The sequence below is a fragment of the Streptomyces sp. NPDC091649 genome (assembly GCF_044756785.1).
Lineage (GTDB): Bacteria > Actinomycetota > Actinomycetes > Streptomycetales > Streptomycetaceae > Streptomyces.
In genome coordinates this window covers 1-19060 of record NZ_JBIVTR010000012.1, presented here as the reverse complement: position 1 = coordinate 19060, position 19060 = coordinate 1, and the positions used below count along the sequence as shown (strand labels likewise).

General features: G+C 72.0%; 18 protein-coding genes and 1 CRISPR repeat array. Of the genes, 6 read left to right on the top strand and 12 right to left on the bottom strand.

Features of this window, described 5'->3' with window-relative positions; translation table 11 throughout:
• Positions 1-247: 247 nt before the first annotated feature.
• The gene (locus tag ACIQMU_RS20625; protein ID WP_352239983.1) at positions 248-763 is read right to left on the bottom strand and encodes an SUKH-3 domain-containing protein; all 516 of its coding nucleotides are present in this window, start codon (positions 761-763) and stop codon (positions 248-250) included.
• A 10-nt stretch (positions 764-773) separates the two neighbouring features.
• Positions 774-1298, bottom strand: a complete 525-nt coding sequence (locus tag ACIQMU_RS20620; protein WP_352239982.1) for a YwqJ-related putative deaminase — start codon at positions 1296-1298, stop codon at positions 774-776.
• 235 nt (positions 1299-1533) lie between these two features.
• Here ACIQMU_RS20620 and ACIQMU_RS20615 point away from each other — a divergent pair, with 235 nt between their 5' ends.
• The 4 genes from ACIQMU_RS20615 to ACIQMU_RS20600 all read left to right on the top strand — a co-directional run bounded on the left by ACIQMU_RS20615 (position 1534) and on the right by ACIQMU_RS20600 (position 7657).
• Positions 1534-2511: an SMI1/KNR4 family protein gene (locus tag ACIQMU_RS20615; protein WP_352239981.1), complete on the top strand. Its 978-nt coding sequence runs from the start codon at positions 1534-1536 to the stop codon at positions 2509-2511.
• 5 nt (positions 2512-2516) lie between these two features.
• Positions 2517-5102 carry an SUKH-4 family immunity protein gene (locus ACIQMU_RS20610; protein ID WP_402689396.1) on the top strand — a complete coding sequence of 862 codons (2586 nt, stop codon included), beginning with the start codon at positions 2517-2519 and terminating at the stop codon, positions 5100-5102.
• Positions 5103-5348: 246 nt separating this feature from the next.
• Positions 5349-6245, top strand: coding sequence for a cellulose-binding protein (locus ACIQMU_RS20605; RefSeq protein WP_402689395.1), 897 nt, complete (start codon positions 5349-5351; stop codon positions 6243-6245).
• A gap of 260 nt (positions 6246-6505) precedes the next feature.
• Positions 6506-7657 carry a cytochrome P450 gene (locus ACIQMU_RS20600; RefSeq protein WP_352240191.1) on the top strand — a complete coding sequence of 384 codons (1152 nt, stop codon included), beginning with the start codon at positions 6506-6508 and terminating at the stop codon, positions 7655-7657.
• 53 nt (positions 7658-7710) lie between these two features.
• On the opposite strand, the gene ACIQMU_RS20595 is transcribed toward ACIQMU_RS20600, so the two are convergent.
• The 7 genes from ACIQMU_RS20595 to ACIQMU_RS20565 form a co-directional block, all read right to left on the bottom strand.
• Positions 7711-8973 (bottom strand): cytochrome P450, encoded by a 1263-nt coding sequence (locus ACIQMU_RS20595; protein WP_402689394.1) that lies wholly within the window; start codon positions 8971-8973, stop codon positions 7711-7713.
• Positions 8970-9584 carry an ATP/GTP-binding protein gene (locus ACIQMU_RS20590; protein ID WP_352239977.1) on the bottom strand — a complete coding sequence of 205 codons (615 nt, stop codon included), beginning with the start codon at positions 9582-9584 and terminating at the stop codon, positions 8970-8972. The genes ACIQMU_RS20595 and ACIQMU_RS20590 overlap by 4 nt, the downstream gene beginning before the upstream one ends.
• Positions 9565-9921, bottom strand: coding sequence for a DUF742 domain-containing protein (locus tag ACIQMU_RS20585; protein ID WP_352239976.1), 357 nt, complete (start codon positions 9919-9921; stop codon positions 9565-9567). Before ACIQMU_RS20585 ends, ACIQMU_RS20590 begins: the two co-directional genes overlap by 20 nt.
• Positions 9918-10334 carry a roadblock/LC7 domain-containing protein gene (locus ACIQMU_RS20580; protein ID WP_352239975.1) on the bottom strand — a complete coding sequence of 139 codons (417 nt, stop codon included), beginning with the start codon at positions 10332-10334 and terminating at the stop codon, positions 9918-9920. Before ACIQMU_RS20580 ends, ACIQMU_RS20585 begins: the two co-directional genes overlap by 4 nt.
• Before the next feature lie 115 nt (positions 10335-10449).
• On the bottom strand, positions 10450-12435 hold the full coding sequence (locus ACIQMU_RS20575; RefSeq protein ID WP_402689393.1) for an ATP-binding protein: 1986 nt from the start codon (positions 12433-12435) through the stop codon (positions 10450-10452).
• A 602-nt stretch (positions 12436-13037) separates the two neighbouring features.
• Complete coding sequence (locus ACIQMU_RS20570; RefSeq protein WP_402689392.1) at positions 13038-13163, bottom strand: DUF397 domain-containing protein; 126 nt, start codon at positions 13161-13163, stop codon at positions 13038-13040.
• Positions 13120-14034, bottom strand: a complete 915-nt coding sequence (locus tag ACIQMU_RS20565; protein WP_402689474.1) for a Scr1 family TA system antitoxin-like transcriptional regulator — start codon at positions 14032-14034, stop codon at positions 13120-13122. The genes ACIQMU_RS20570 and ACIQMU_RS20565 overlap by 44 nt, the downstream gene beginning before the upstream one ends.
• A gap of 167 nt (positions 14035-14201) precedes the next feature.
• On the opposite strand from ACIQMU_RS20565, the gene ACIQMU_RS20560 reads away from it, so the two are divergent.
• Together ACIQMU_RS20560 and ACIQMU_RS20555 are read left to right on the top strand one after the other, a co-directional pair.
• A complete protein-coding gene (locus tag ACIQMU_RS20560; protein ID WP_352239972.1) occupies positions 14202-14777 on the top strand; it encodes an ATP-binding protein in 576 nt (191 codons plus the stop codon).
• A gap of 100 nt (positions 14778-14877) precedes the next feature.
• Positions 14878-15726, top strand: coding sequence for a hypothetical protein (locus ACIQMU_RS20555; protein ID WP_402689391.1), 849 nt, complete (start codon positions 14878-14880; stop codon positions 15724-15726).
• Positions 15727-15757: 31 nt separating this feature from the next.
• Here the strand turns inward: ACIQMU_RS20555 and ACIQMU_RS20550 are convergent, their stop codons facing one another.
• The 3 genes from ACIQMU_RS20550 to ACIQMU_RS20540 all read right to left on the bottom strand — a co-directional run bounded on the left by ACIQMU_RS20550 (position 15758) and on the right by ACIQMU_RS20540 (position 18462).
• The gene (locus ACIQMU_RS20550; protein ID WP_402689390.1) at positions 15758-16147 is read right to left on the bottom strand and encodes a VOC family protein; all 390 of its coding nucleotides are present in this window, start codon (positions 16145-16147) and stop codon (positions 15758-15760) included.
• A complete protein-coding gene (locus tag ACIQMU_RS20545) occupies positions 16144-16437 on the bottom strand; it encodes an ArsR/SmtB family transcription factor (protein ID WP_402689389.1) in 294 nt (97 codons plus the stop codon). The genes ACIQMU_RS20550 and ACIQMU_RS20545 overlap by 4 nt, the downstream gene beginning before the upstream one ends.
• 227 nt (positions 16438-16664) lie before the next feature.
• A CRISPR array of direct repeats spans positions 16665-17120; the repeat unit is 29 nt; unit sequence GGGACCACCCCCGCGTGCGCGGGGACCAC.
• Between the two features lie 298 nt (positions 17121-17418).
• Positions 17419-18462 carry a MarR family transcriptional regulator gene (locus ACIQMU_RS20540; RefSeq protein WP_402689388.1) on the bottom strand — a complete coding sequence of 348 codons (1044 nt, stop codon included), beginning with the start codon at positions 18460-18462 and terminating at the stop codon, positions 17419-17421.
• Positions 18463-19060: the final 598 nt, after the last annotated feature.

Sequence of the window (19060 nt, the reverse complement as noted above, 5' to 3'; positions counted from 1 at the left end):
CCTGTGCCGGGGGTGGGGGCCGGTCCGTCGTCGGCCCGTGCCGGGGTGGCCGCCCGTGCCGGGGCCGCTGTCGGCAGCCCGTCCCGGCGTGGTGGCAGCAGCCCCTTTCGGCCGGTCCGGCGGGTGAGGTCCTGCTTCCCTTCGGTCGCTCCGGCGGGTGCGGACGGAACTCTCGTTGTGCGGCGCGGCGGCCTCGTCGTGTCCGGGACGCGGTGGTGCCCGTGCGTCCCGGGCGGCGGGCGGGTCCTCAGCCGCCGGCCGGGTTGGGCGGGGCCGAGGTGAGGCGGGCCGGTTGGGTACCGGTGACGAGTGTCGCGAGTGCTTCGTCGATGTCCTGGCCCAGGAACCAGTCGCCCGTGTGGTCGACGCTGTACACCCGGCCCTCGGTGTCGATGGCGAGGACCGCCTGTTCCTCGCCCTCCGCTCCGAGTGGGCTGACCTCCGTCTCCAGGGCGCGGCCGAGGTCTCCCAGGGTGCGGGCCAGGTGGAGTCCGTGCAGGGGGTCGATGCGCACGGCGGCGGGTGCGATGTGGCGGCCGGGGGCGGATGCGGTGATGTGGAGGCCGCCGAACTCCGCCCATGCCTCGACCGCCGCGGGGAAGACGGCGTGCTGGTGGCCGGCGGGTGAGGCGTGGGAGCGCAGCGCGTCGGCCCATTCCTCCGCTTGGCGGATGTCCCAGCGGCCGGGCTGCCAGCCCGCGTCGCGCAGGGCGGCGTCGACGGCGACGGGGAAGCGGGTGGTGGTGTGCTGGCGGTCGTGCATCGGTGGGCGGTCAGCCCTTCTCGGCGGTGGTGGCGGGGCCGGTGGAGGTCAGGTCGACGGGGCGTACGCCGAAGTGGGACAGGAGTGCCGAGCAGGATCGGCAGGGGGGTGCGTAGCTGCCGTGGAGGGGGTCTCCGTCCTCGCGGATGCGGCGGGCGGTGAGCCGGGAGTGTTTGAGCGCGCGGCGTGCTTCCCCGTTGGTGAGGGGTTTGCGCTGGGCTCGTTTGGAGCGCCCGCTCTCGGCTGCGGTGAGTTGGCGGGAGAGCAGTATGGCTTCGGGGCAGCGGCCGGTGAAGCGTTCGCGCTGGCCGCTGGTGAGGGTGTCGAGGAAGTCCTGGACGAGCGGGTGCAGTACGGGTGGCTGGTCTCCCTTGCCCGCGGTGCAGGTGAGCGTCTCGCCGCGTACGGACAGGGCGGCGGCCACGGCGGGGAGGATCCCGTCGCGGCGGTGGATCAGTCGGGGTGTACGGCTGGTCTCGGTGCTGCTCCAGGTGAGTCGCGGGTCCCCTGATGTGACGGTTTGTGTGGAATGCATCGTGTTGACGTCCCTCCCTGCAATCCCCCGAGTTGCGGGGACAGCCTGCCAAATGTGCCAGGTGGTGGGGAAGCTGGGTCGGGCAAACGCCTCTGCGTGTCGCCGTTGGGGGCGGGGCGGTCGCCTCGCTGTCACGTGAATGTGACCGTTCGTGATGGAACCGGCGGGACGGGATCGCCTGTCGCCCCACCGCTTAGGCTGTGCGGAACACCGGACGCAGCAGGGGGCATCAGCCATGACGACAGGTCGGCTCGGGCAGCAAGCCGCGCCACCGAACGCCGCCTATGCCGGGCAGGCCGTGAACTTCCCGGACCCGGTCCGGGCGTCCCGTCACCCCGGAGGGGTGCGGATGGACGAGGGCGGTCACCCGGTTCTTTCGCCGTACGCGCGTGCCGCCGCGGAGATCGCCGATCCGCCTCCGGGTTTCGGGATCGATGAGCTGCGCCTGACCGATTACGTGTCGGCGAACGCGGCGATGGCGGCGAGTGGTCATGAGCTGTGGGACACGATTCCCGCGGTGGCGACTCCGCACGGCTGGACGTGGCACCACGTGGCGGGCGGCCGTCGGATGGAGTTGGTGCCGGTCGAGGTGAAGGCGCTGCTGCGTCATCACGGGGGTCTGGCGGGTACGGACGTGGATCAGCACCGTCGCGGTACGCGGCCGTTGCAGGAGACCCGTCCGGCGCACTTCCGGCTGCCCAAGGGCGCGGGTGCGGTGAGCGAGCAGCAGGTCCAGGGTGTCGAGGAGGACCTCGGCTACCGGTTGCCCGGTGCGTACCGCTCGTTCCTGAAGGCGGCGGGCGGTTCGGCTCCGGTGGGCGCCGCGTTGGACGCGGAGCTGGGGTTGCTGGTGGACCAGCCGTTCTTCACGGTGCGTGACGAGGCCGCGGTGAATGATCTGGTGTACGTGAACAAGTGTCTGCGGGACCACTTCACGAAGGACTTCCTGGGCGTCGCGTTCGTCCAGGGTGGGATTCTCGCGGTGAAGGTGCGCGGTCAGGACCTGGGTTCGGTGTGGTTCTGCCCGTACGACGATGCCCGGGATCAGGACGGCTGGAGTGTCCAGGAGCGTGTGGAGCGGCTGCTGCTGCCCTGCGGTGCGGACTTCGACGCCTTCCTCCAGCGGCTGGCGGGCAATCCGCCGGAGCTGGAGACCGTGGCGAACCTGATGGTGGACGGCGGCTTCGCGCGGGCCGTCCCGGTGGAGGGGTGAGCGCGGTGGTGACTTTCGCGCAGGCGCAGGAGCGGGCGGACGAGTGGGTCAACGGCGACGTGCCCGCGTACCAGCACCGTGAGGTGCGGGTCCGTGAGTTCGAGCTGGGTTTCGTGGTGTGGGCCGAGGACCGGCCGGAGGGTCCTGTCTCGGACGGGGGCCGTCAGCGGCTGGTGATCGCCCGGGACAGCGGTGAGGCGACGTTGTGGCCGGGGCTGCCGGTGGGTGAGGTGATCCGACGGTACGAGGAGGAGTACGGGACGGTGGCCGGTGCTCCGGCGGCTGCTCCGGAGCCGCCGCAGCGGGTGGATCTGAACCAGACGTCGTTCCTGCTGACGCCGCCGGAGTGGCTTCAGGAGGCGGCGGACAAGCTGGGGATTCCGGATCATCGTGCGGAGCGGCGGGAGCCGGAGGCGGCGGGTCGGCCGCCTTCCGACTCGTCCGCGCCCTCGGTCCCCGCGCCCTCGGTCCCCGCGCCCTCGGCTCCGTCGGTGTCCCCGGCGGCAGCGCCCCCGGGGGAGGCTCCGGCGCCCGGTCCCGGTCCGGCTGTCGTGTCCGTCCCCGAGTCCGCGTCGTCCGCCGCGACACCTCCGTCGCCCTCTCCCTCTCCCTCTTCGTCCCCTTCTTCCGCCGCTGCCGGGGATTCGGCCGCTTCGTGGCCCGCCGCCGGCGGTGACGCCCACGAGCCCACGGCGCCCGAGGGCGTGCCGGCCGGGGCGACCCCCTGGGCGGGTACGGACACCAATTCCGACTCCGACGACGGGGCCGTCCCGCTGCCGGCGACGGTGTTCGCGCCGCCGTTGTCGGGGACGGACGACGAGGGGACGCCTCCGCCGGTCGTCCCGGCGGAGGCGCCCACCGCTCTGATGTCCGGGGGCAGCCAGCTGCCGCGTACGCAGGTGGCGCAGGCGCTCAGGCCGGACCAGGGGCCGCCGCCCGGTGTCGATGGCATCGCGGACGCGGCCACCGGCAAGGCCGAGGTGCCGCCGCGCGGGGCGCGCGGGGCCGGCTCGTCGACCCCGCCGCCGCCCGGTGCGCCGGGGGTTCCCGGCGCGACGCCGCCGCCTTCGGGTCCGGGCGCGCCCGGTGCTCCGGCGGGCGGGTACCTCCCGACGCAGCTCGTTTCCCAGCTCGGGCCGCCGTCGCCCGGCGCCACACCGCCGCCGCCGGGCCCGCCGGGTCCGCCGCCGGGCTCCACGCCGCCTCCGGGTCCGCCCGGTCCGCCGCCGGGCTCCACGCCGCCTCCGGGGGGCGGGATGCACCATGCCGCGACGATGCTGGCGGACGGCAGCAGCATCGGTGCGGGTCTCCCGGGCCCGCCCAGGCCGCCGGGCCCGCCCGGGGCCCCGCAGCCGCCCGGTCCGCCCGGTGTTCCGGGTGCGCCGCAGCCGCCCGGACCGCCGGGTCCGCCGCCGGGCTCCACGCCGCCTCCGGGGGGCGGGGTGCACCATGCGGAGACGATGTTCGCGGCTCCGGGCCAGGTCGGTCTGCCCGGTCCTCCCGGGGCGCCGGGCCCCGTGCCGCAGCCGCCGGGCCCCCCGGGCCCGCCGCCCGGTCCGGCCGGTCCGCACACCCCGCCGCCTCCGGCGTACGGCTATCCGCAGCCGCCCACCGGTCAGCCGACCGTGGGCCCCGGCTACCAGGCCGTTCTGCGGTTCCGGGCTCCGGACGGCAGCGAGCAGCAGCTGATCCGCCGCTCGGCTCCGGGCACCCCGCACCCCGAGTGGCAGATGCTGCACGAGCTGCGGGCGATGAACGTACCGCCGCAGCAGGTCATCGAGCTGCACACCGAGCTGGAGTCCTGTGAGCTGCCGGGCGGGTACTGCGCGCGGATGATCCGGGAGACCTGGCCGCAGGTGCGGATCACCAGCGTCGCTCCGTACGGTACGGATCACGCCAGCCGGCAGCAGGGCATGCAGCATCTGCTGACGCACCAGGGCGAGCTGCACCAGGTCGCGGACGGGCCGGCGCGGCCGGCGCCGGTGCGGGCGCCGCTGCCGCACATGCCGCCGGCGCCCGCGCTGCCGCCGGAGGCGGTGGCCGAGGAGCTGGCACAGGCGTTCGGTCCGCAGGGCATCCTGCGGTTCGACCAGCGGGCGGTGTCCCGTCAGGGGGTGCCCGAGGTCGTGGCGCACACCCTGGTGTGGGCGGGGCTGCCCGCCGATTTCGGGCCGTTCTTCTGGGCGCAGCCGGGGCAGCCGGTGGTGCCGACGCTGGCCGAGCTGGCGGCGCAGCGTCAGGTGCAGCCCGCGCCGGACGCGGGGTCGTACCTGGTGATGGGCACGGACTTCGGCCGGGCGATCTGTGTGCAGTACGGGACGGCGAATATCGTGGCCGTGCCGGTGGAGGCGGGGCCCGGCGGTCAGTCGGTGCCGCCGCAGTTCGTCAACACGGGGCTGCCGGAGTTCGTGCGGTCGATGGCGTTGCTGGGCCGGATGTGGCGGCTGCGGTTCGGCCTGAATCCGGAGCAGGCGGGCCGTTGGACCGTCGACTTCCAGGCACAGCTGGTGGCGCTGGACCCGGCGGCGCTGGCGTCGCCGGAGAGCTGGTGGTCGGTGCTGCTGGAGCAGATGTGGGACGGCCTGATCTGAGCGGTGGGCAGGGCTGAGCGGCGGGCGCGCCCGAGGCACCCGGACCCGGGAGGGGCCGGGTGCCTTGCCGTGTGCGGGGGCTTCGGGCCGATGGCCCCGGTTCGCCCGGGTCTGTGATGCCGGTCGCTTCCGGCCGGAATGCCGCTGATCGATTCCGACTTCGGGCGTCAATTGCCGCATCCTTGGCGTAGTACGGGTGTCGGAGCGTGGCAGAGCGTGTCGGCGGGTCGTAGAGAGGTTTCAGGGATGAGTGCTGGACCGGTGTCCGCGTACGACGTCGTCGGGGTGCGGGGGCGTGGTTACCGCCCGGAGCAGGTGGACCGGATGACGGCCGCCCTGACGGCCGAGCGGGACGCGGCGCTCGCCGAGCTGGCGCGGCTGACGGGCCGGGTGGAGGAGCTGGCCGCCGAGTCGGCCCGGCTGGCGGAGACCGTCGCGACGCTGCCCGTCCAGGACTACGCGGAGCTGGGGGAGCGGGCGCAGCGGCTTCTGGCCCTGGCCGAGAGCGAGGCGCAGGCGCTGGACGCCGAGGCGGTGGCGGCGGGCCAGGCGCTGCGGGACGCCGCGGAGGCGGCGGGCCGGGCGGCCGGGGACGCGGCCCGTGAGGCGGCCGATTCGGTGCGCGCGGCGGCGTCCCGGGCGGCCGAGGAGCGGGTGGCCGAAGCGGTCCGGGAGGCGGAGGGCCTGCTGGCCGCGGCCCGGCAGGACGCCGAGGAGGTGCGGTCGGCCGCCGCCTCCGCGATGGAGGAGACCCGTAACCGTACGGCGAGCGTGCTGGCCCATCAGGAGCAGGAGCACGCCGAGCGGCTCAAGGCCCTTGAGGCCGAACTGGCCGCCGCGGAGGCGGCGTCGGAGGCCCGGTACACGGAGCTGACCGAGCGGGCGGAGGCGCTGCTCGCGGAGGCCGCCCGGGGGCTCGCGGCCACGCAGGAGGCGGCCCGGCACGGCCAGGAGGACGCGGAGGCGCGGGCGGCGGAGCTGTTGGCCGAGGCCCGGGTCCGTGAGGAGCGGGTGGTCCGGGAGACGGAGCGGATTCTGCGGGAGCACGAGGAGGGCCGCGAGGAGGTCCAGGCGCATATGGCGCATGTGCGCAGCTCGCTGGCGGCGCTGACGGGGCGGGTGGCGTCGGGGCCGGACGACTGAGCGTTCCCCGGCGGGGTGTGGGCCGGCCCGGGGCCGGTTCGGCTCCCGTTCGCGAGTGGGTCCGGACCGGGGCGTTCCAGCCCGGTCCGGGGTGGTCGCAACGGGTGGCAACCCTTGACGAATGTTTGTTCGCGCGAGCTGATTGGCTCAGTCAGTTCGCACGTTCTCGTTCGCAGTCCAAGGGAGTGTTCATGTCGGTCGGAGCGCCGGACATTTTGTCACCCGAGTTCGAGAGAGACCCGTACCGGGCATATCGCCTGATGCGTCAGGACGCGCCTCTCCTGTGGCACGAGCCCACCGGGAGTTACATCGTCTCGCGTTACGAGGACGTCGAGCGCGTCTTCAAGGACAAAGAAGGCGAATTCACCACGGAGAACTACGACTGGCAGATCGAACCCGTGCACGGGCGGACGATACTCCAGCTCAGCGGGCGCGAACACGCCGTGCGCAGGGCGCTGGTGGCGCCGGCCTTCCGGGGCAGCGACCTGCGGGAGAAGTTTTTACCGGTCATCGAGCGCAATTCGCGTGAATTGATCGACGTGTTCCGCTCCTCCGGTTCCGTCGATCTGGTCGCTGATTACGCCACCCGCTTTCCCGTCAACGTCATCGCCGACATGCTCGGGCTGGACAAGTCCGACTATGAGCGCTTTCACGGCTGGTACACGGCCGTCATCGCCTTTCTCGGTAATCTCTCCGGTGATCCGGAGGTGACGCGGAACGGGGAGCGTACGCGCGTCGAGTTCGCCGAGTACATGCTGCCGATCATCCGCGCGCGACGGGAGGCGCCGGGCGACGACCTGTTGTCGACGCTGTGCACCGCGGAGGTCGACGGCGTCCGGATGGAAGACGAGGACATCAAGGCGTTCTGCAGTCTGCTGCTGGCCGCCGGGGGCGAGACCACCGACAAGGCCATCGCCGGCATCTTCGCCAACCTGCTGCGGCATCCGGAGCAGTTGGAGGCGGTCCGCGCCGACCACGGTCTGATACCCAGGGCCTTCGCCGAGACGTTGCGCTACACCCCGCCGGTACACATGATCATGCGCAAGTCGGCGACGGAGGTGGCGCTCAGCGGCGGCACCGTGCCGGCGGGAGTCACCGTCACCTGCCTGATAGGCGCCGCCAACCGTGATGAGGACCGTTACCGCGATCCCGACGACTTCGACATCTTCCGCGAGGACCTGACCGCCACGAACGCGTTCTCGGCGGCGGCAGATCACCTCGCCTTCGCGCTCGGCCGGCACTTCTGCGTCGGCGCTCTGCTCGCCAAGGCCGAAGTCGAGATCGGGGTGGGCCAGTTGCTGGACGCCATGCCGGACCTGCGGCTGGCCGACGGCTTCGACCCGGTCGAGCGCGGTGTCTTCACCCGGGGGCCGCAGAGCCTGCCGGTCCGCTTCACACCGGTGCAGGGCTGACCGCGACGTCGTACCCGAGCGGCCGGATCCGTGGACTCCGGCCGCTCGCCCCGCTACTGCGCCATCGGACTGAACCGGACGGGCAGTGTCGACAGCCCGCGCATCCAGATCGAAGGACGCCAGGCGAGCTCCGTCGGCTCGACCGCCAGCATCAGGTCCGGCAGCTGTTCCAGCAGCGTCTCCACCGCCGTACGGGCCATCACGTCGGCCAGCAGGGGCGCCGGGTAGGGGCAGCGGTGCTCGCCGGCGCTGAAGGACAGGTGTGCGGAGTTCTCGGCGCCGACGTACGACTCGGGCCAGATCTCCGGGTCGGTGTTGGCGGCGGCGAGCCCGAGGACCAGGCAGTCGCCCGCCCGGATGTGCCGGCCGCCGAGCTGGGTGTCCCGTACGGCCCAGCGGCCGATGAAGTTCTGCGTCGGGGTGTCCAGCCACAGCACCTCGTTGAGCGCCTCGCCGACGCTGAGCCTGCCGCCGGAGACGTTCACCGCGAAGCGCTCGTCGGTCAGCAGCAGCCGCAGTGTGTTGCAGATCCAGTTGGCGGTGGGCTGCTGGGCCGCGGCGATCACCGAGATGAGGTCCTGGACGATCTCCTCGTCGGTGAGGGCCGCCCCGTGCGTCACCATGCGGGAGGTGACATCGGGGCCGGGGGCCGCCCGCTTGTCCTTCACCAGTTGGCGCAGCCGGTCGCCGACGCGCCCGTAGGCCGCCACCGGATCGTCCCCCTCGCCGGCGTCGAGCGAGATGCGCAGGTCCTCCACCAGCTGCTGCGTGTCGGCGCCCGACACCGGCATGCCGCACATCTGGACCACGGCCCGCATCGGCAGAGCGTGGACGTAGCTGCTCATCAGTTCGGTGCGGCCGCTTCCGGCGAAGTCCGCGATGAGCCGTTCGGCGATGCGCCGGCAGTCGCGTGCGAGCTCGAACTGGTCGATGCCTTCGAGGGCTTCCGTGATGACGCCGGCCCTGCGGCGGTGCTCGTCGCCCTCCGTGAAGAGCACCGACGGCTGGTAGCCGACGAACGGCATCAGCGGCCAGTCCGGAGGGATGGCCCCCCATTGGTTCCAGCGGCGCGAGTCCCTCGCGAACAGCTCGTCGTGCGTGGTGACGTAGGACAGTTCGGCGTAACCGAGCACCAGCCAGGCCGGTACGTCGCCGTCGAGCAGGACCGGCGCCACCGCACCGTGTTCCCGGCGCAGCGTGCGGTAGAGCTCCGTGGGCGTCTGCTGGTAGGAGGCTCCGGACAGGCGCACCGCGCCGGAGCCGGCCGGGCAGCCCGCGGGGGTCTGGTGTCCGAAGGAGGGGCTGGAGGTGCTCATGGTGTCGTCTCCCGGGCGATGGCCATCGTGCGCAGATGGTCGACGAGCGTGATCAGTACGTTCTTGCTGGACCGCCGGACCCGGGCGTCGCAGTCGATCATCGGGATGTGTGCGGGCAGGGCCAGCGCCTGGCGGATCTCGTCCAGGGAGTGGGCGAGGTCGTCGTCGAAGCGGTTGACGGCCACCACGAACGGGGTGCCGTGGTGTTCCAGCCGGTCGATCGCGTACCAGGAGTCGTCCATCCGGCGGGTGTCCACGAGGACCACGGCGCCGAGCGTGCCGGAGAACAGCCGGTCCCACAGGAACCAGAAGCGCTCCTGGCCCGGGGCGCCGAAGAGGTAGAGCACGATGCGCTCGTTGAGGCTGATGCGGCCGAAGTCGAAGGCGACCGTGGTGGTCGTCTTGGCGTCGACGCCGCTGGTCTCGTCGACGCCGACGCCGGCCTGCGTCATGACCTCTTCGGTGTTCAGCGGCCGGATCTCGCTCACCGAGTGGACGAGCGTGGTCTTGCCGACGCCGAATCCGCCGACGACGACTATCTTCAGGCCGGTCTCCGCCGCGTCGGCCAGCGGTGTGCGCCGGTCCGGCAGCTCATAGCCTCCGGAGCCCATGGAGCACCTCCTTCAGCAGATCGGAGTCGGGGAGCGCGGCGGGTGAGGCGGCCGAGCGGGGGTGGCGGGCGGTGATACGGCCCATGGCGTGGAGGTCGTCGAGCAGGATGCGCACCACGGTGATGGGGAGCGAGAGTTCGGCGGCGATCTCGACGAGGGCGGTCGGGTGGCGGCACAGGTCGAGGATCTGCGCGTGCTCCGACTGCATTCCGGGGGTGGGCCGGCACTCGCTGACCACGAGGGTCACCAGATCGAAGGAGTCCTCGGAGCGGCTGCGTCCGCCGGTGACCGTGTAGAGCCGGTCGGGGGCTCCGGTGTCGACGGGGCGAAGGGTCATGACGTGCTCCTCGGCACCTCGCCGCGTGGTGCGGCGCGCAGGTGTTCGCCGATCTGCTCGACCAGCTGCGTCATCTGGTGGCCCACGACGGTGGGGTCGGCCTCCTCCGTCGCGACGACGGCGAGATGCGCGCCCTCACCGGCTTCGACGATGAAGAGCAGGCCGCCGTGGAACTCCGTCATCGAGTGCCGGACGCCTCCGGTGCTGTCGCCGAACTCGATGGAAGCGCCTTGGGCGAGCGCCTGCATGCCCGAGCAGATGGCCGCCAGCTGGTCCGCCTGGTCGAGGGTGAGGTGCTCGGTCCAGCAGAGCTTGAGCCCGTCGCGCGACAGGGCCAGGGCGTGGCGCGTTCCGGGGGTCTGCTCGAGCAGCCTCTGCAGGAGCCAGGTGAGGCTGTTGTCTGTGGTCTGCATGATGAGTGACGGGACCGTGGCGCCGGGGGACCGGCCGACGGCCCGTACCTCCAATCTCGGAAGTTCGAGCGAGCGCGTCCGGCGGACCGGACACCGTACGGATGGGTGTTCCGGGTTACGGAGCGGTGGTCGGCGGTACCGGCGGGCCGTCGGGTGCTCCGGCCCTGCCTTCCTGCCTTCCGGCCGCGCCTTCGGGCTTGGTACCGAGCCGGAAGGCGCCGAACTGCTGTCCCGCGCTGCGGGGCGGCGAGGTTCGTGGCGGGGCGGCGGGCGAGTCCGCCGGAGTGGTGGGCGCGGGGGAGCCGCGGTGGCGGCCGCGCTCCCGGTCCGCCTCGGCCATGGTGCGGCCGGGCGTGCGTACGGGCAGACCGCCGGGGGTGGAGCCGGCCGCGGGGCGCCGGGCCTGCCGACCGGTCTCCCGCCCTGCCTCCGGCCCGGTCTCCGTCGCGGACTCGCGGGGACGGGCGACGAGGTGGTCGTCGGCCGTCGCGGGCGGCAGCGGGGGGAGCGCGGCCGGCGGCGGTGCGAGGGCGGGAACCACGGCATCCGGCACGGAGGGCGGCGCGGGCGGTGCCGCGGAGAACGGGGACGGCGGCTCGGCGGTCACGGGTGCGGCGGGCGGCGCCGGGGAGGCGGGTGCGGGCGGTGCGGCAGGCGCGGGGATCGCGCGCCGGTCCGGCGCCTGGTCACGGGAGACCCGGTGTCCGGGCGTCTGCCCGCCGGGGGCCTGGTGACCCGGGGTCTGGTGGCCTTCGCGCGGCTCCTGCGCGATCAGGTGCCGCGGCAGGAGGACCACCACGCCCGTGCCACCGCGCGAGGACGGCCGGTAGTTGACGCTGATCCGGTGCTTGAGAGCGAGCCGCCCCACCACGGCGAGGCCGAGCCGGGTGCCTTGCAGGGTCGCGAGGTCGGTCATCCGGCCGGCGACGGAGTCCGCTGCCCGGCGCATCGCCGCGTCGGCCATCTTGAGACCGCTGTCCTCGATGGTGACGACGATGCCGGTGCCGCGCTCCTCCACGTAGACGTGCACCTCGTCGATGGGCGGCGAGAAGTTGGCAGCGTTGTCCATCAGCTCGGCGAGCAGGTGCATGACGCCTTCGGCGGCGAAGCCGGAGATGGCGACGCTGGACGAGCAGTGCAGCCGTACCCGCTGATAGGCGGCGATGCGGCCGACCGCGCCGCGCAGGATGCTCTCCATGACGATCGGCCTGTTCCAGGCGCGGCTGGTCCGGCCGCCCATCAGCAGGGCCAGCCGGTCCGTCATCAGGCCGAGCTGCGAGGTGCTGTGGTCCAGCTTCAGGAGATCACCGAAGACCTCCTCGCCGTGACGTTCCTGCATGCTGCGCAGGTCGGCGAGCATGCTGACGGACTTCGCCTGGACGCGGCTGAGCGCCTTGGCCGACGCGGTCTGCGCCGCGAGAGCACGGCGCTCGCTGAGCGCCAGCTCCCGGAGCACCGCTTCGACCGGCGTACGCAGGAGCGGATGTGCGGGCAGTTCCACCTCGGCGCGCACCGTGGCGCCGGACTCGCCTTCCCGGAGCCTGGCGGTCACGGTCGGCAGGGTGTCGCGGGTGAAGCGCTCCACCTCGGTGGTCACCGCGTGCATCTCCTCGCGGAGCCGGGCGTTCTCCGCTCCCATCTCCTCGCGGAGGCGCGCGTTCTCCGCCCGCAGCGAGGCGGTCTGCTGCTCCTGTTCCTCGATCGTGGTCGCGAGGACGTGCAGCAGCTTCCGCTGACGCGGACTCTGCGGCAACGGGATCTGGCCGAGGGAGTCCGGGGTCGTCCAGCCGCCTCGCACGAGCCTGATCAGTGCGGGCAGCGCCACGTCGGCGGTGTGCGCCGTGTCCGCTTCGATGGCGGACAGCGAATTCTTGAGGCGGTCGGCCTCCGCCGCCCGCTCCGCGGCCGTGCGCTGGGCCCGCCGCGTGGCGCGGTGCGTGGCGGCGAGCGTGACGGCGAGGACCACCCAGGCGGTGAGAACAACCGCCACCGCCCAGCCGCGCGCCTCCGAAGGCGCCAGGACCGCGGCCACGGCTCCGGCGACGGCGCTCACCGACAGAACGGCCGCAAGCGGGGCTATCGCCGCCTTCGGTGTTCTCATCGGCCGTCGCTGACTGGCTGGTGCGGGTTTTGGCATGGATGCGGTCCCTCAGTTCTACCGAGCAGAAGGTATGCGGCCGCCCCGAGAAGGTGCAGATCACCTTGGTGAGCCGAAAGAAGGTCGAAAACGACCTTTCCCGTCAGGGAGCAACCCTCATCGTAGACATCCTGATGCACCGGATGATCCGGCGAGCGGCATAGTCCGTAGGCAGAGTGATTTTGTCGAGAATTAGCCGTTGTGCTGCGGCAGTTGTGTTACTCGCGCTGGTGCGCACCGCCCTGCCAGGCGCCACAGTGGGCCTGGCCTGCGGGGAGCGGCCGGGGCGTACGCGTCCCGCCCGCCGTTCGGCGGGGACGTGAGCCGCACGCCGGTATTGGCCCGCGTGGAGGAATTCTTTTCAGTCAATCTGAGAATTCGCGTCGGATGATGCGATCGTTCCGGCGGTCAGTAAAGGACCGGTAAATCCGGAGTAGCGCCGGTAAAGGTCTGATGACACCAGTCAACGAATGAGGCCGACGCGCGCGTGAAGATGACTGGCCGGGCGGCCGGGCCGGCGTTCGCACCGGGCGGATGCGCGGATCGGCCGTCCGGTGGGGGCGGCGTCAGCGGACGACGACTCCGGCGAGGAACGCGGTCCAGGCGGCGGCCGGGAGGACCAGGGCGGGGCCGTGGGGGTTCTTGCTGTCACGGACGGGGACGACGCCGGGGAATCCGTCGGCCACCTGCACGCAGTTGCCGCCCTCCTGGTTGCTGTAACTGCTGCTGCGCCAGGTGGCGGCGGTCAGATCGGGACGGGACGCGGCTTCCACGGTAATCGGCCTCCAGCGCGGATCGGATCAGGTCGAGCGACATCAGCGGCGGTAGTGCCATCGCCCTGAGTTGATCGTAAGTCAGAACGAACCGTTCGATGTCGTCCGGTTCCTCGGTCAACTGGCCGTGGTGCGCGCCTTCCGTGTAAGCCACTTCGGTGCCGTCCGGCATGACCAGCACGGTGAGGGAGCCGCCCAGGGCACCGTGCTCGCCCTGATCGAACGGCAACACCTGAACGGTGATCGCGGGCTCCTCCGCCATGCGGAGCAGCTTCTCCAGTTGGCCGCGCATCACCGCCGATCCGCCGACCGGCCGCCGGAGCACGGCCTCGTCGAGGATGATCCACAGCTCGGGCCGGTCCGGGCCGGTCAGCCGCACCTGTCGGTCGAGCCGGGCTGCGAGGCGCTCATCCAGATGCTCGGCGTCCCGGAGCGAGTGGCCCACGCTCAGCAACGCCCGTGCGTACTCCCGAGTTTGCAGCAGACCTGGCACGACGTGGGAGGCGTACTCGCGGATCGCCGCCGCGCGGCCGGAGTGCGCGATGAACGCCTGCGACCAGTCCGGAAACGCCTCCCGGTACACATACGGCCAGAGGTCGATCAGCAGATCGTCCGCCACCAGCTCCTTGTCCAGGGCCCGGGTCAGCTCCAGGGTCGGTTTCGCCCCGGTCGCGCGCTCGATCTGGGCGATGCGGCTGCCGACCACGTGCGTCAGCGTGCCCACCTCGGTCTGGGTGAGTCCGGCCGCCGTACGTAACTTGCGTACGCGCGATCCGAAGAGCGCGGCCATGGAGGACTGCGGATCAATTGCTTTGGCCACGGCGTTACTTCCGTTCCTTACGGCCTGCGAGGTAAGGCGCTGTCACCTTCCGAGGCTAGGCCGCGCTGACGACTCTTGAGTACGGAACGTCACGGAACCCGCACGTGTGGGTGACGTGAGGAGAGTCGAGCGAGCGGATGGTCAGCATGGCCGGCAAGAGGACGACCACGGCGGAGCAGGTGGAGAAGGTGGAGAAAGCGGAGGAGGCGGAGCAGGCGGAGAAGGCCGGTGGGCGGCAAGCGGTCCGGTCCGTTCCGCGCGGCTTCGGGCTGACCGCCAACGGCTACGGCTCACTGTCCCGGCAGTTTCCCTCCACGCCCCGGGGTGTGCGACTCGCCCGCCGCACCGTGGTGCGCCAGTTGGGCCACTGGGGGTTCGGGCCGTTGACGGACGCCACATGCGCGGTGGCGCTGGTGGTGGGGGAGCTGGCCGCCAACGCGGTGTGCCACGGGCGGCTCCGGGGGCGGGACTTCCATGTGCGGGTGGACTACGAAGGCCCCGTGAGCCGCTTCCGTATCGAGGTCTCGGACGCCGTGCTCGGCCGGACGCCCGAGGACCCGAAGCTGCCGCCGGAGGATCAGGAGTCGGGGCGCGGCCTGTTCCTGGTGGAGTGCCTGGCGTCGCGGTGGGGGTGGGAGCCCCGGAACCCGATCGGGAAGACGGTCTGGGCGGAGGTGGCGGCCGCCCGGCCCCAGGGGGCGCGTCCGGCCTGAGGGGAGTGCGCCGGGTGCGTATCAACAGATGTGCGTGCTAAGTGAGTTGGGCGTCCGGCTGTGGAATATTGGTGGGCACTGTTCTGAGTAGGGGGGCTCGATGAAGAGTGCGCGGCGACGGTCGGCCCGGGTCTGGCTGGTGTGGCTCCTGGTGCCTGTGATGCTGGTGGTGGCCGGGTGCGGGGCGTCGGGCCGCAGGGGTGGAGGCCCGGACCCGGATGCGGGTCCCGGCCGGCCCTCCGGTTCGTCGGAGGCGAGGGACGGCGACGGCGCGGACGACGGGGGTGGCGGCCCGGGCGTCGACGTCGGCGTGGAGGTCAGCATCGGCGGCGGGAGCGGGAGCGGGGGCGGCGGTGGTGACGGCGGCGGTGGCTCCGACTCGGGTGGCGACGGCGGGAGCGGCGGATCCGGCGGCGTGGTGGAGCAGCCGCCCGAGAGTGATCCCACGGCGGAGGCGTTCCAGCGCGTACGCGTGGGAAGCTGCCTCCCCGTCCACCGCACCGGGCGCGGTAGCGCCTGGAACGTCGACGTACCGCCCCGCGCGGTCTCCTGCGGCTCCCGCCGCGCCGGTCTCTTCCGTGTCACACGGACCGGGGACGGCGGCGTCACCTGCGAGGCCGGGAGGGGGAGCACGTCCTGGCGCTACCGCTCCCGTGTGGCGGGGACGACGACGCTGTGCCTGGAACGGGTCTGGGTGGCGCGCTACTGCATCCTCGGCAACAACACCAGTGACGGCATGTCGCTGGGCACCACCACCGCCGTCGACTGCCGGGCCAAGCGCGTACCCAAGCCGTACGACCACGTCCTGGTCGTCTCCGACGTCTACCGCGCCCCGTCGGACGCCGGCTCGAAGTACTGCAGGAAGGGTTCGTCCGACCGGCGCACGTACTGGTCCCTGGTGGTCGCCGACCGCACGATCCTGGTGTGCTTCACCTACCCGAACTCCTGAGGGCCGGCCTCGCCGCCCCCGGGGCGCGGGATCAGGAGGTGTGCATGATCTGGATCAGGTTGCCGCAGGTGTCGTCCAGGACCGCGGTGGTGACGGTCCCCATCTCCAGCGGCTCCTGGGTGAACCGGACGCCGAGTCCGCTCAGCCGCTCGAACTCCGCCCGTACGTCGTCCACGGCGAAGGCGGTGGCCGGGATTCCGTCCTCGACCAGGGCATTCGTGTAGGGCTTCACGGCGGGGTGCTTGTTCGGCTCCAGGAGCAGTTCGGTGCCCTCCGGGTCCTCCGGCGAGACCACGGTCAGCCAGCGGGCCTCGCCGCCGAGCGGGACGTCGTGCTTCTTCACGAAGCCCAGGACGTCCGTGTAGAAGCGCAGCGCCTTCTCCTGGTCCTCGACGAAGACGCTGGTCAGGGTGATTCTCATGGGGTGCTCTCCGGTGTCTTCGGCCTGAGCCATCGGTCGGCGATGCGCTCAAGGGGGTCGGTGTTCAGATCGTGGAACTTGTAGCGGCCCTGGCGGCGGGTGGTGACCAGGCCCGCCGCTTCCAGGACGGCCAGGTGCTGGCTGATCGCCTGGCGGGACAGGCCCAGGCCGTGTTTGGTGGCCAGCCGGGCGCATATCTCGAACAGGGTCTGGCCGTTCCGTTCCGTCAGTTCGTCGAGGATGTGCCGCCGTGTGGGGTCGGCCAGGGCCTTGAAGACATCGTCCGCCATGACTACACGATAGGCAAGTATCGACTTGCCTATCAAGGCGGGTCCGGGACCGGTTGCCGGGACCCGTTGTCGGCTCGCGGAGGGTGGGCCATGGAGGGGGTAATAGGAGAAGGGGTGCCATGGCGTGCGGGCAGCCCCTGTCGCTGAGGCGGAACGACGTGCCTCCCATGGGTCCCCCGCACGCGCGGAAACCGTCTGCCCAGGACCTGCGTGCGCAGAGTTATGCCGGGACCACCCCCGCGTGCGCGGGGACCACATCCTGCCCGAGCGGCAGATCCAGGCCGTGAAGGGACCACCCCCGCGTGCGCGGGGACCACAGGGCGGCGTCCAGCGCCAGGTCGGAGACCAGGGGACCACCCCCGCGTGCGCGGGGACCACCACCTCGGCGCCTACCTGCTCGTCAAGGCCCTGGGACCACCCCCGCGTGCGCGGGGACCACTCGGCGGTGATGACCGGCTTCGGCTCCCACCAGGGACCACCCCCGCGTGCGCGGGGACCACGTGTGCCGCGTCTACTCTGCCGAGCATGGGCAGGGACCACCCCCGCGTGCGCGGGGACCACATCGTGGCGACGACCCGGGTCCACACTGCGGTGGGACCACCCCCGCGTGCGCGGGGACCACTCACCGGAGGCGTCCTGAGCGGCTCGGAGCTGGGGACCACCCCCGCGTGCGCGGGGACCACAGTTCGTGACCTGCGGGTTTATGTGCCCGTGGGGCTGTTTTTACCCACTTCTTGAGAAACGGGCATATCTCCTCGATGTGGCAAACCGTCATGGCCTGGAGCTCGGCATGTGCACGGGTGATTCTGCCCTCTGCCGGTCGCGTGCGGTATCTCGTCTCTGCAAGAGGGAGGGCATTCGTCGTCGTGTTCGGGATCCAGAGGAGGTGCATGGCTGCCATGCGGGAGGTTCGGTGACTGTCGTGCGCTTTGCCCGTGGCTTCTGTCGGTCGGGGGTGCGAGTTGATCGTGGCGCTCGGGCTCAGATGGGTTTGAGCAGGTCGCGGAGGTTGCTCATGTGGGCCTTGACGTCGGCGATCTCGGCAGGGTGGGGCGGGGTCTCGTCTGCCGGAGAGTGGGCGGTGCGGCAGGGGCGGCAGAGGCCGTCGGGGAGAGCTTCCGGCCGGCCGGGGCGTCCGCAGTCGGTGCATTCCATGAGGAGGCGGCGGGTTACCGCGGGGGCGGCGGGTCGGGCGTTGTCGGTGGGGAGTTGGGGTGGGATCTTGTCGGTGAGGCGGCGGCGTAGGAAGCCGAGGGGACTGTCGACCTGGGCGGGGAGTCCTGCGGTGAGGGCGTGGGTCAGGTAGTCGACGCTCACGCCTCGGGCGAGCCATTCCGTTGCCTGGGTTTCCAGGGCGGCGCAGTCGTCGGCGGAGAGGGCGAGGCGGTGGTCGTCGCGGCCGAGGCGGGCCAGGGCGAGGTAGGCGGGAGACCGGCCGGCTCCGGGGGCTCGGGACGTCGTGGGAACCCTGCCCGGGGCGGGCGGTGAGGGTGGCGCGGGCTCGGTGTCCGGAGTCTGGGCCGGGGTGCGCCGACGCGGTACGGCGGTGGGCTCGGGGGCGTGTTCCGTACCGAGCCCCTCCGGGGCGGGCAGCGGCGGCGGTTCCTCGGCCGGGGCCCACGGTGGCGGCGGTGCTGTGTCGGGCACGGACGGCGACGGCACGGGGGCTGCGGCCAGCACGGCCTTCTCGGTGGCGAGGTACGCGTTCCACCACTCGTTGTCCCGGGCCGTGCGGGACCAGAACGTGCGGAAGACCCAGCGCATCTCGTCCCCCGCGCCGACCGCACACCGGACGCGCCGCAGGTGCCCGGCGACGGACAGGGCTGTCAGGGCCGTGGAGATGGCCTGCTGCCCGTAGAGCGGGAGCTGCTTGGCGAGCTGCTTCACGCTCATCGCCGCGCCCTCGGGGAGGTGGTCGACGAACCCGGCGACATACCGTTCCCGCGTCGGCAGGAGGGCGAAATCGTCGCGCGTACGCGGGCGTTGGTCGGGTGCGGAGCGTTTGCCGTAGCCGGGCTTCGCCATCGGGTACGCGGGTGCAGCCGCTGGGGCATGCGGGGCAGAGCTAAGGTGCTGGATAGCCACGGGATCGCCTTGTCTCGATCTTGCGGTGAGACCCCGGCCTGGTGCGCTAACACCGGTCGGGGTCGTTTGGTTCTCGCACCGTAAGCAGTCGTGACGCTGTGCCGCAAGCTGTCACGATTAGTCATACTTGCTGGCCGTTACGAGGTGGGGAGGTAGGGGAGGTTTCCCCCAACCCCCTTCTTCTCCCTACCGGTTACAGAAGGCGCTCGAACCCCGGGTCCCGCATCCCGACGCCCGAGTCCCGGCACCCGAGCTTCGGGCCGGAGCCCCACCCACGTACCCCCGGAAGAGTGAACCGACCGTTCCGAAGCTCGGGGCCCGGGGCTCGGGGTCCGGGCCCCGAGCTTCGAGGGATGAGCCGTCCCGAGCTGGTCGATGACGCGGTCAGCCGCTGATGTCGAGATGCCTGGGAGCGGCGCGCGTAGACACACCGGCCCTAGGGCCTGTCTTCAAAGGGTCATATCCACATCAGGAGTGACGCGATGGTGAGTGCTGCTTCGTAGGATTCGCGGGTTTTGTCGTAGCGGGTGGCTATGGC

Bases quoted from the DNA above. Each gene is read 5' to 3' on its own strand.
- ACIQMU_RS20600 (WP_352240191.1), top strand. From the start codon at position 6,506: ATGCGTCAGGACGCGCCTCTCCTGTGGCACGAGCCCACCGGGAGTTAC.
- ACIQMU_RS20615 (WP_352239981.1), top strand. From the start codon at position 1,534: ATGACGACAGGTCGGCTCGGGCAGCAAGCCGCGCCACCGAACGCCGCC.
- ACIQMU_RS20580 (WP_352239975.1), bottom strand. From the start codon at position 10,334: ATGCAGACCACAGACAACAGCCTCACCTGGCTCCTGCAGAGGCTGCTC.
- ACIQMU_RS20590 (WP_352239977.1), bottom strand. From the start codon at position 9,584: ATGGGCTCCGGAGGCTATGAGCTGCCGGACCGGCGCACACCGCTGGCC.
- ACIQMU_RS20620 (WP_352239982.1), bottom strand. From the start codon at position 1,298: ATGCATTCCACACAAACCGTCACATCAGGGGACCCGCGACTCACCTGG.
- ACIQMU_RS20540 (WP_402689388.1), bottom strand. From the start codon at position 18,462: ATGGCGAAGCCCGGCTACGGCAAACGCTCCGCACCCGACCAACGCCCG.
- ACIQMU_RS20575 (WP_402689393.1), bottom strand. From the start codon at position 12,435: ATGAGAACACCGAAGGCGGCGATAGCCCCGCTTGCGGCCGTTCTGTCG.
- ACIQMU_RS20545 (WP_402689389.1), bottom strand. From the start codon at position 16,437: ATGGCGGACGATGTCTTCAAGGCCCTGGCCGACCCCACACGGCGGCAC.
- ACIQMU_RS20560 (WP_352239972.1), top strand. From the start codon at position 14,202: ATGGTCAGCATGGCCGGCAAGAGGACGACCACGGCGGAGCAGGTGGAG.
- ACIQMU_RS20605 (WP_402689395.1), top strand. From the start codon at position 5,349: ATGAGTGCTGGACCGGTGTCCGCGTACGACGTCGTCGGGGTGCGGGGG.
- ACIQMU_RS20550 (WP_402689390.1), bottom strand. From the start codon at position 16,147: ATGAGAATCACCCTGACCAGCGTCTTCGTCGAGGACCAGGAGAAGGCG.
- ACIQMU_RS20585 (WP_352239976.1), bottom strand. From the start codon at position 9,921: ATGACCCTTCGCCCCGTCGACACCGGAGCCCCCGACCGGCTCTACACG.
- ACIQMU_RS20555 (WP_402689391.1), top strand. From the start codon at position 14,878: ATGAAGAGTGCGCGGCGACGGTCGGCCCGGGTCTGGCTGGTGTGGCTC.
- ACIQMU_RS20625 (WP_352239983.1), bottom strand. From the start codon at position 763: ATGCACGACCGCCAGCACACCACCACCCGCTTCCCCGTCGCCGTCGAC.
- ACIQMU_RS20565 (WP_402689474.1), bottom strand. From the start codon at position 14,034: ATGGCCGCGCTCTTCGGATCGCGCGTACGCAAGTTACGTACGGCGGCC.
- ACIQMU_RS20595 (WP_402689394.1), bottom strand. From the start codon at position 8,973: ATGAGCACCTCCAGCCCCTCCTTCGGACACCAGACCCCCGCGGGCTGC.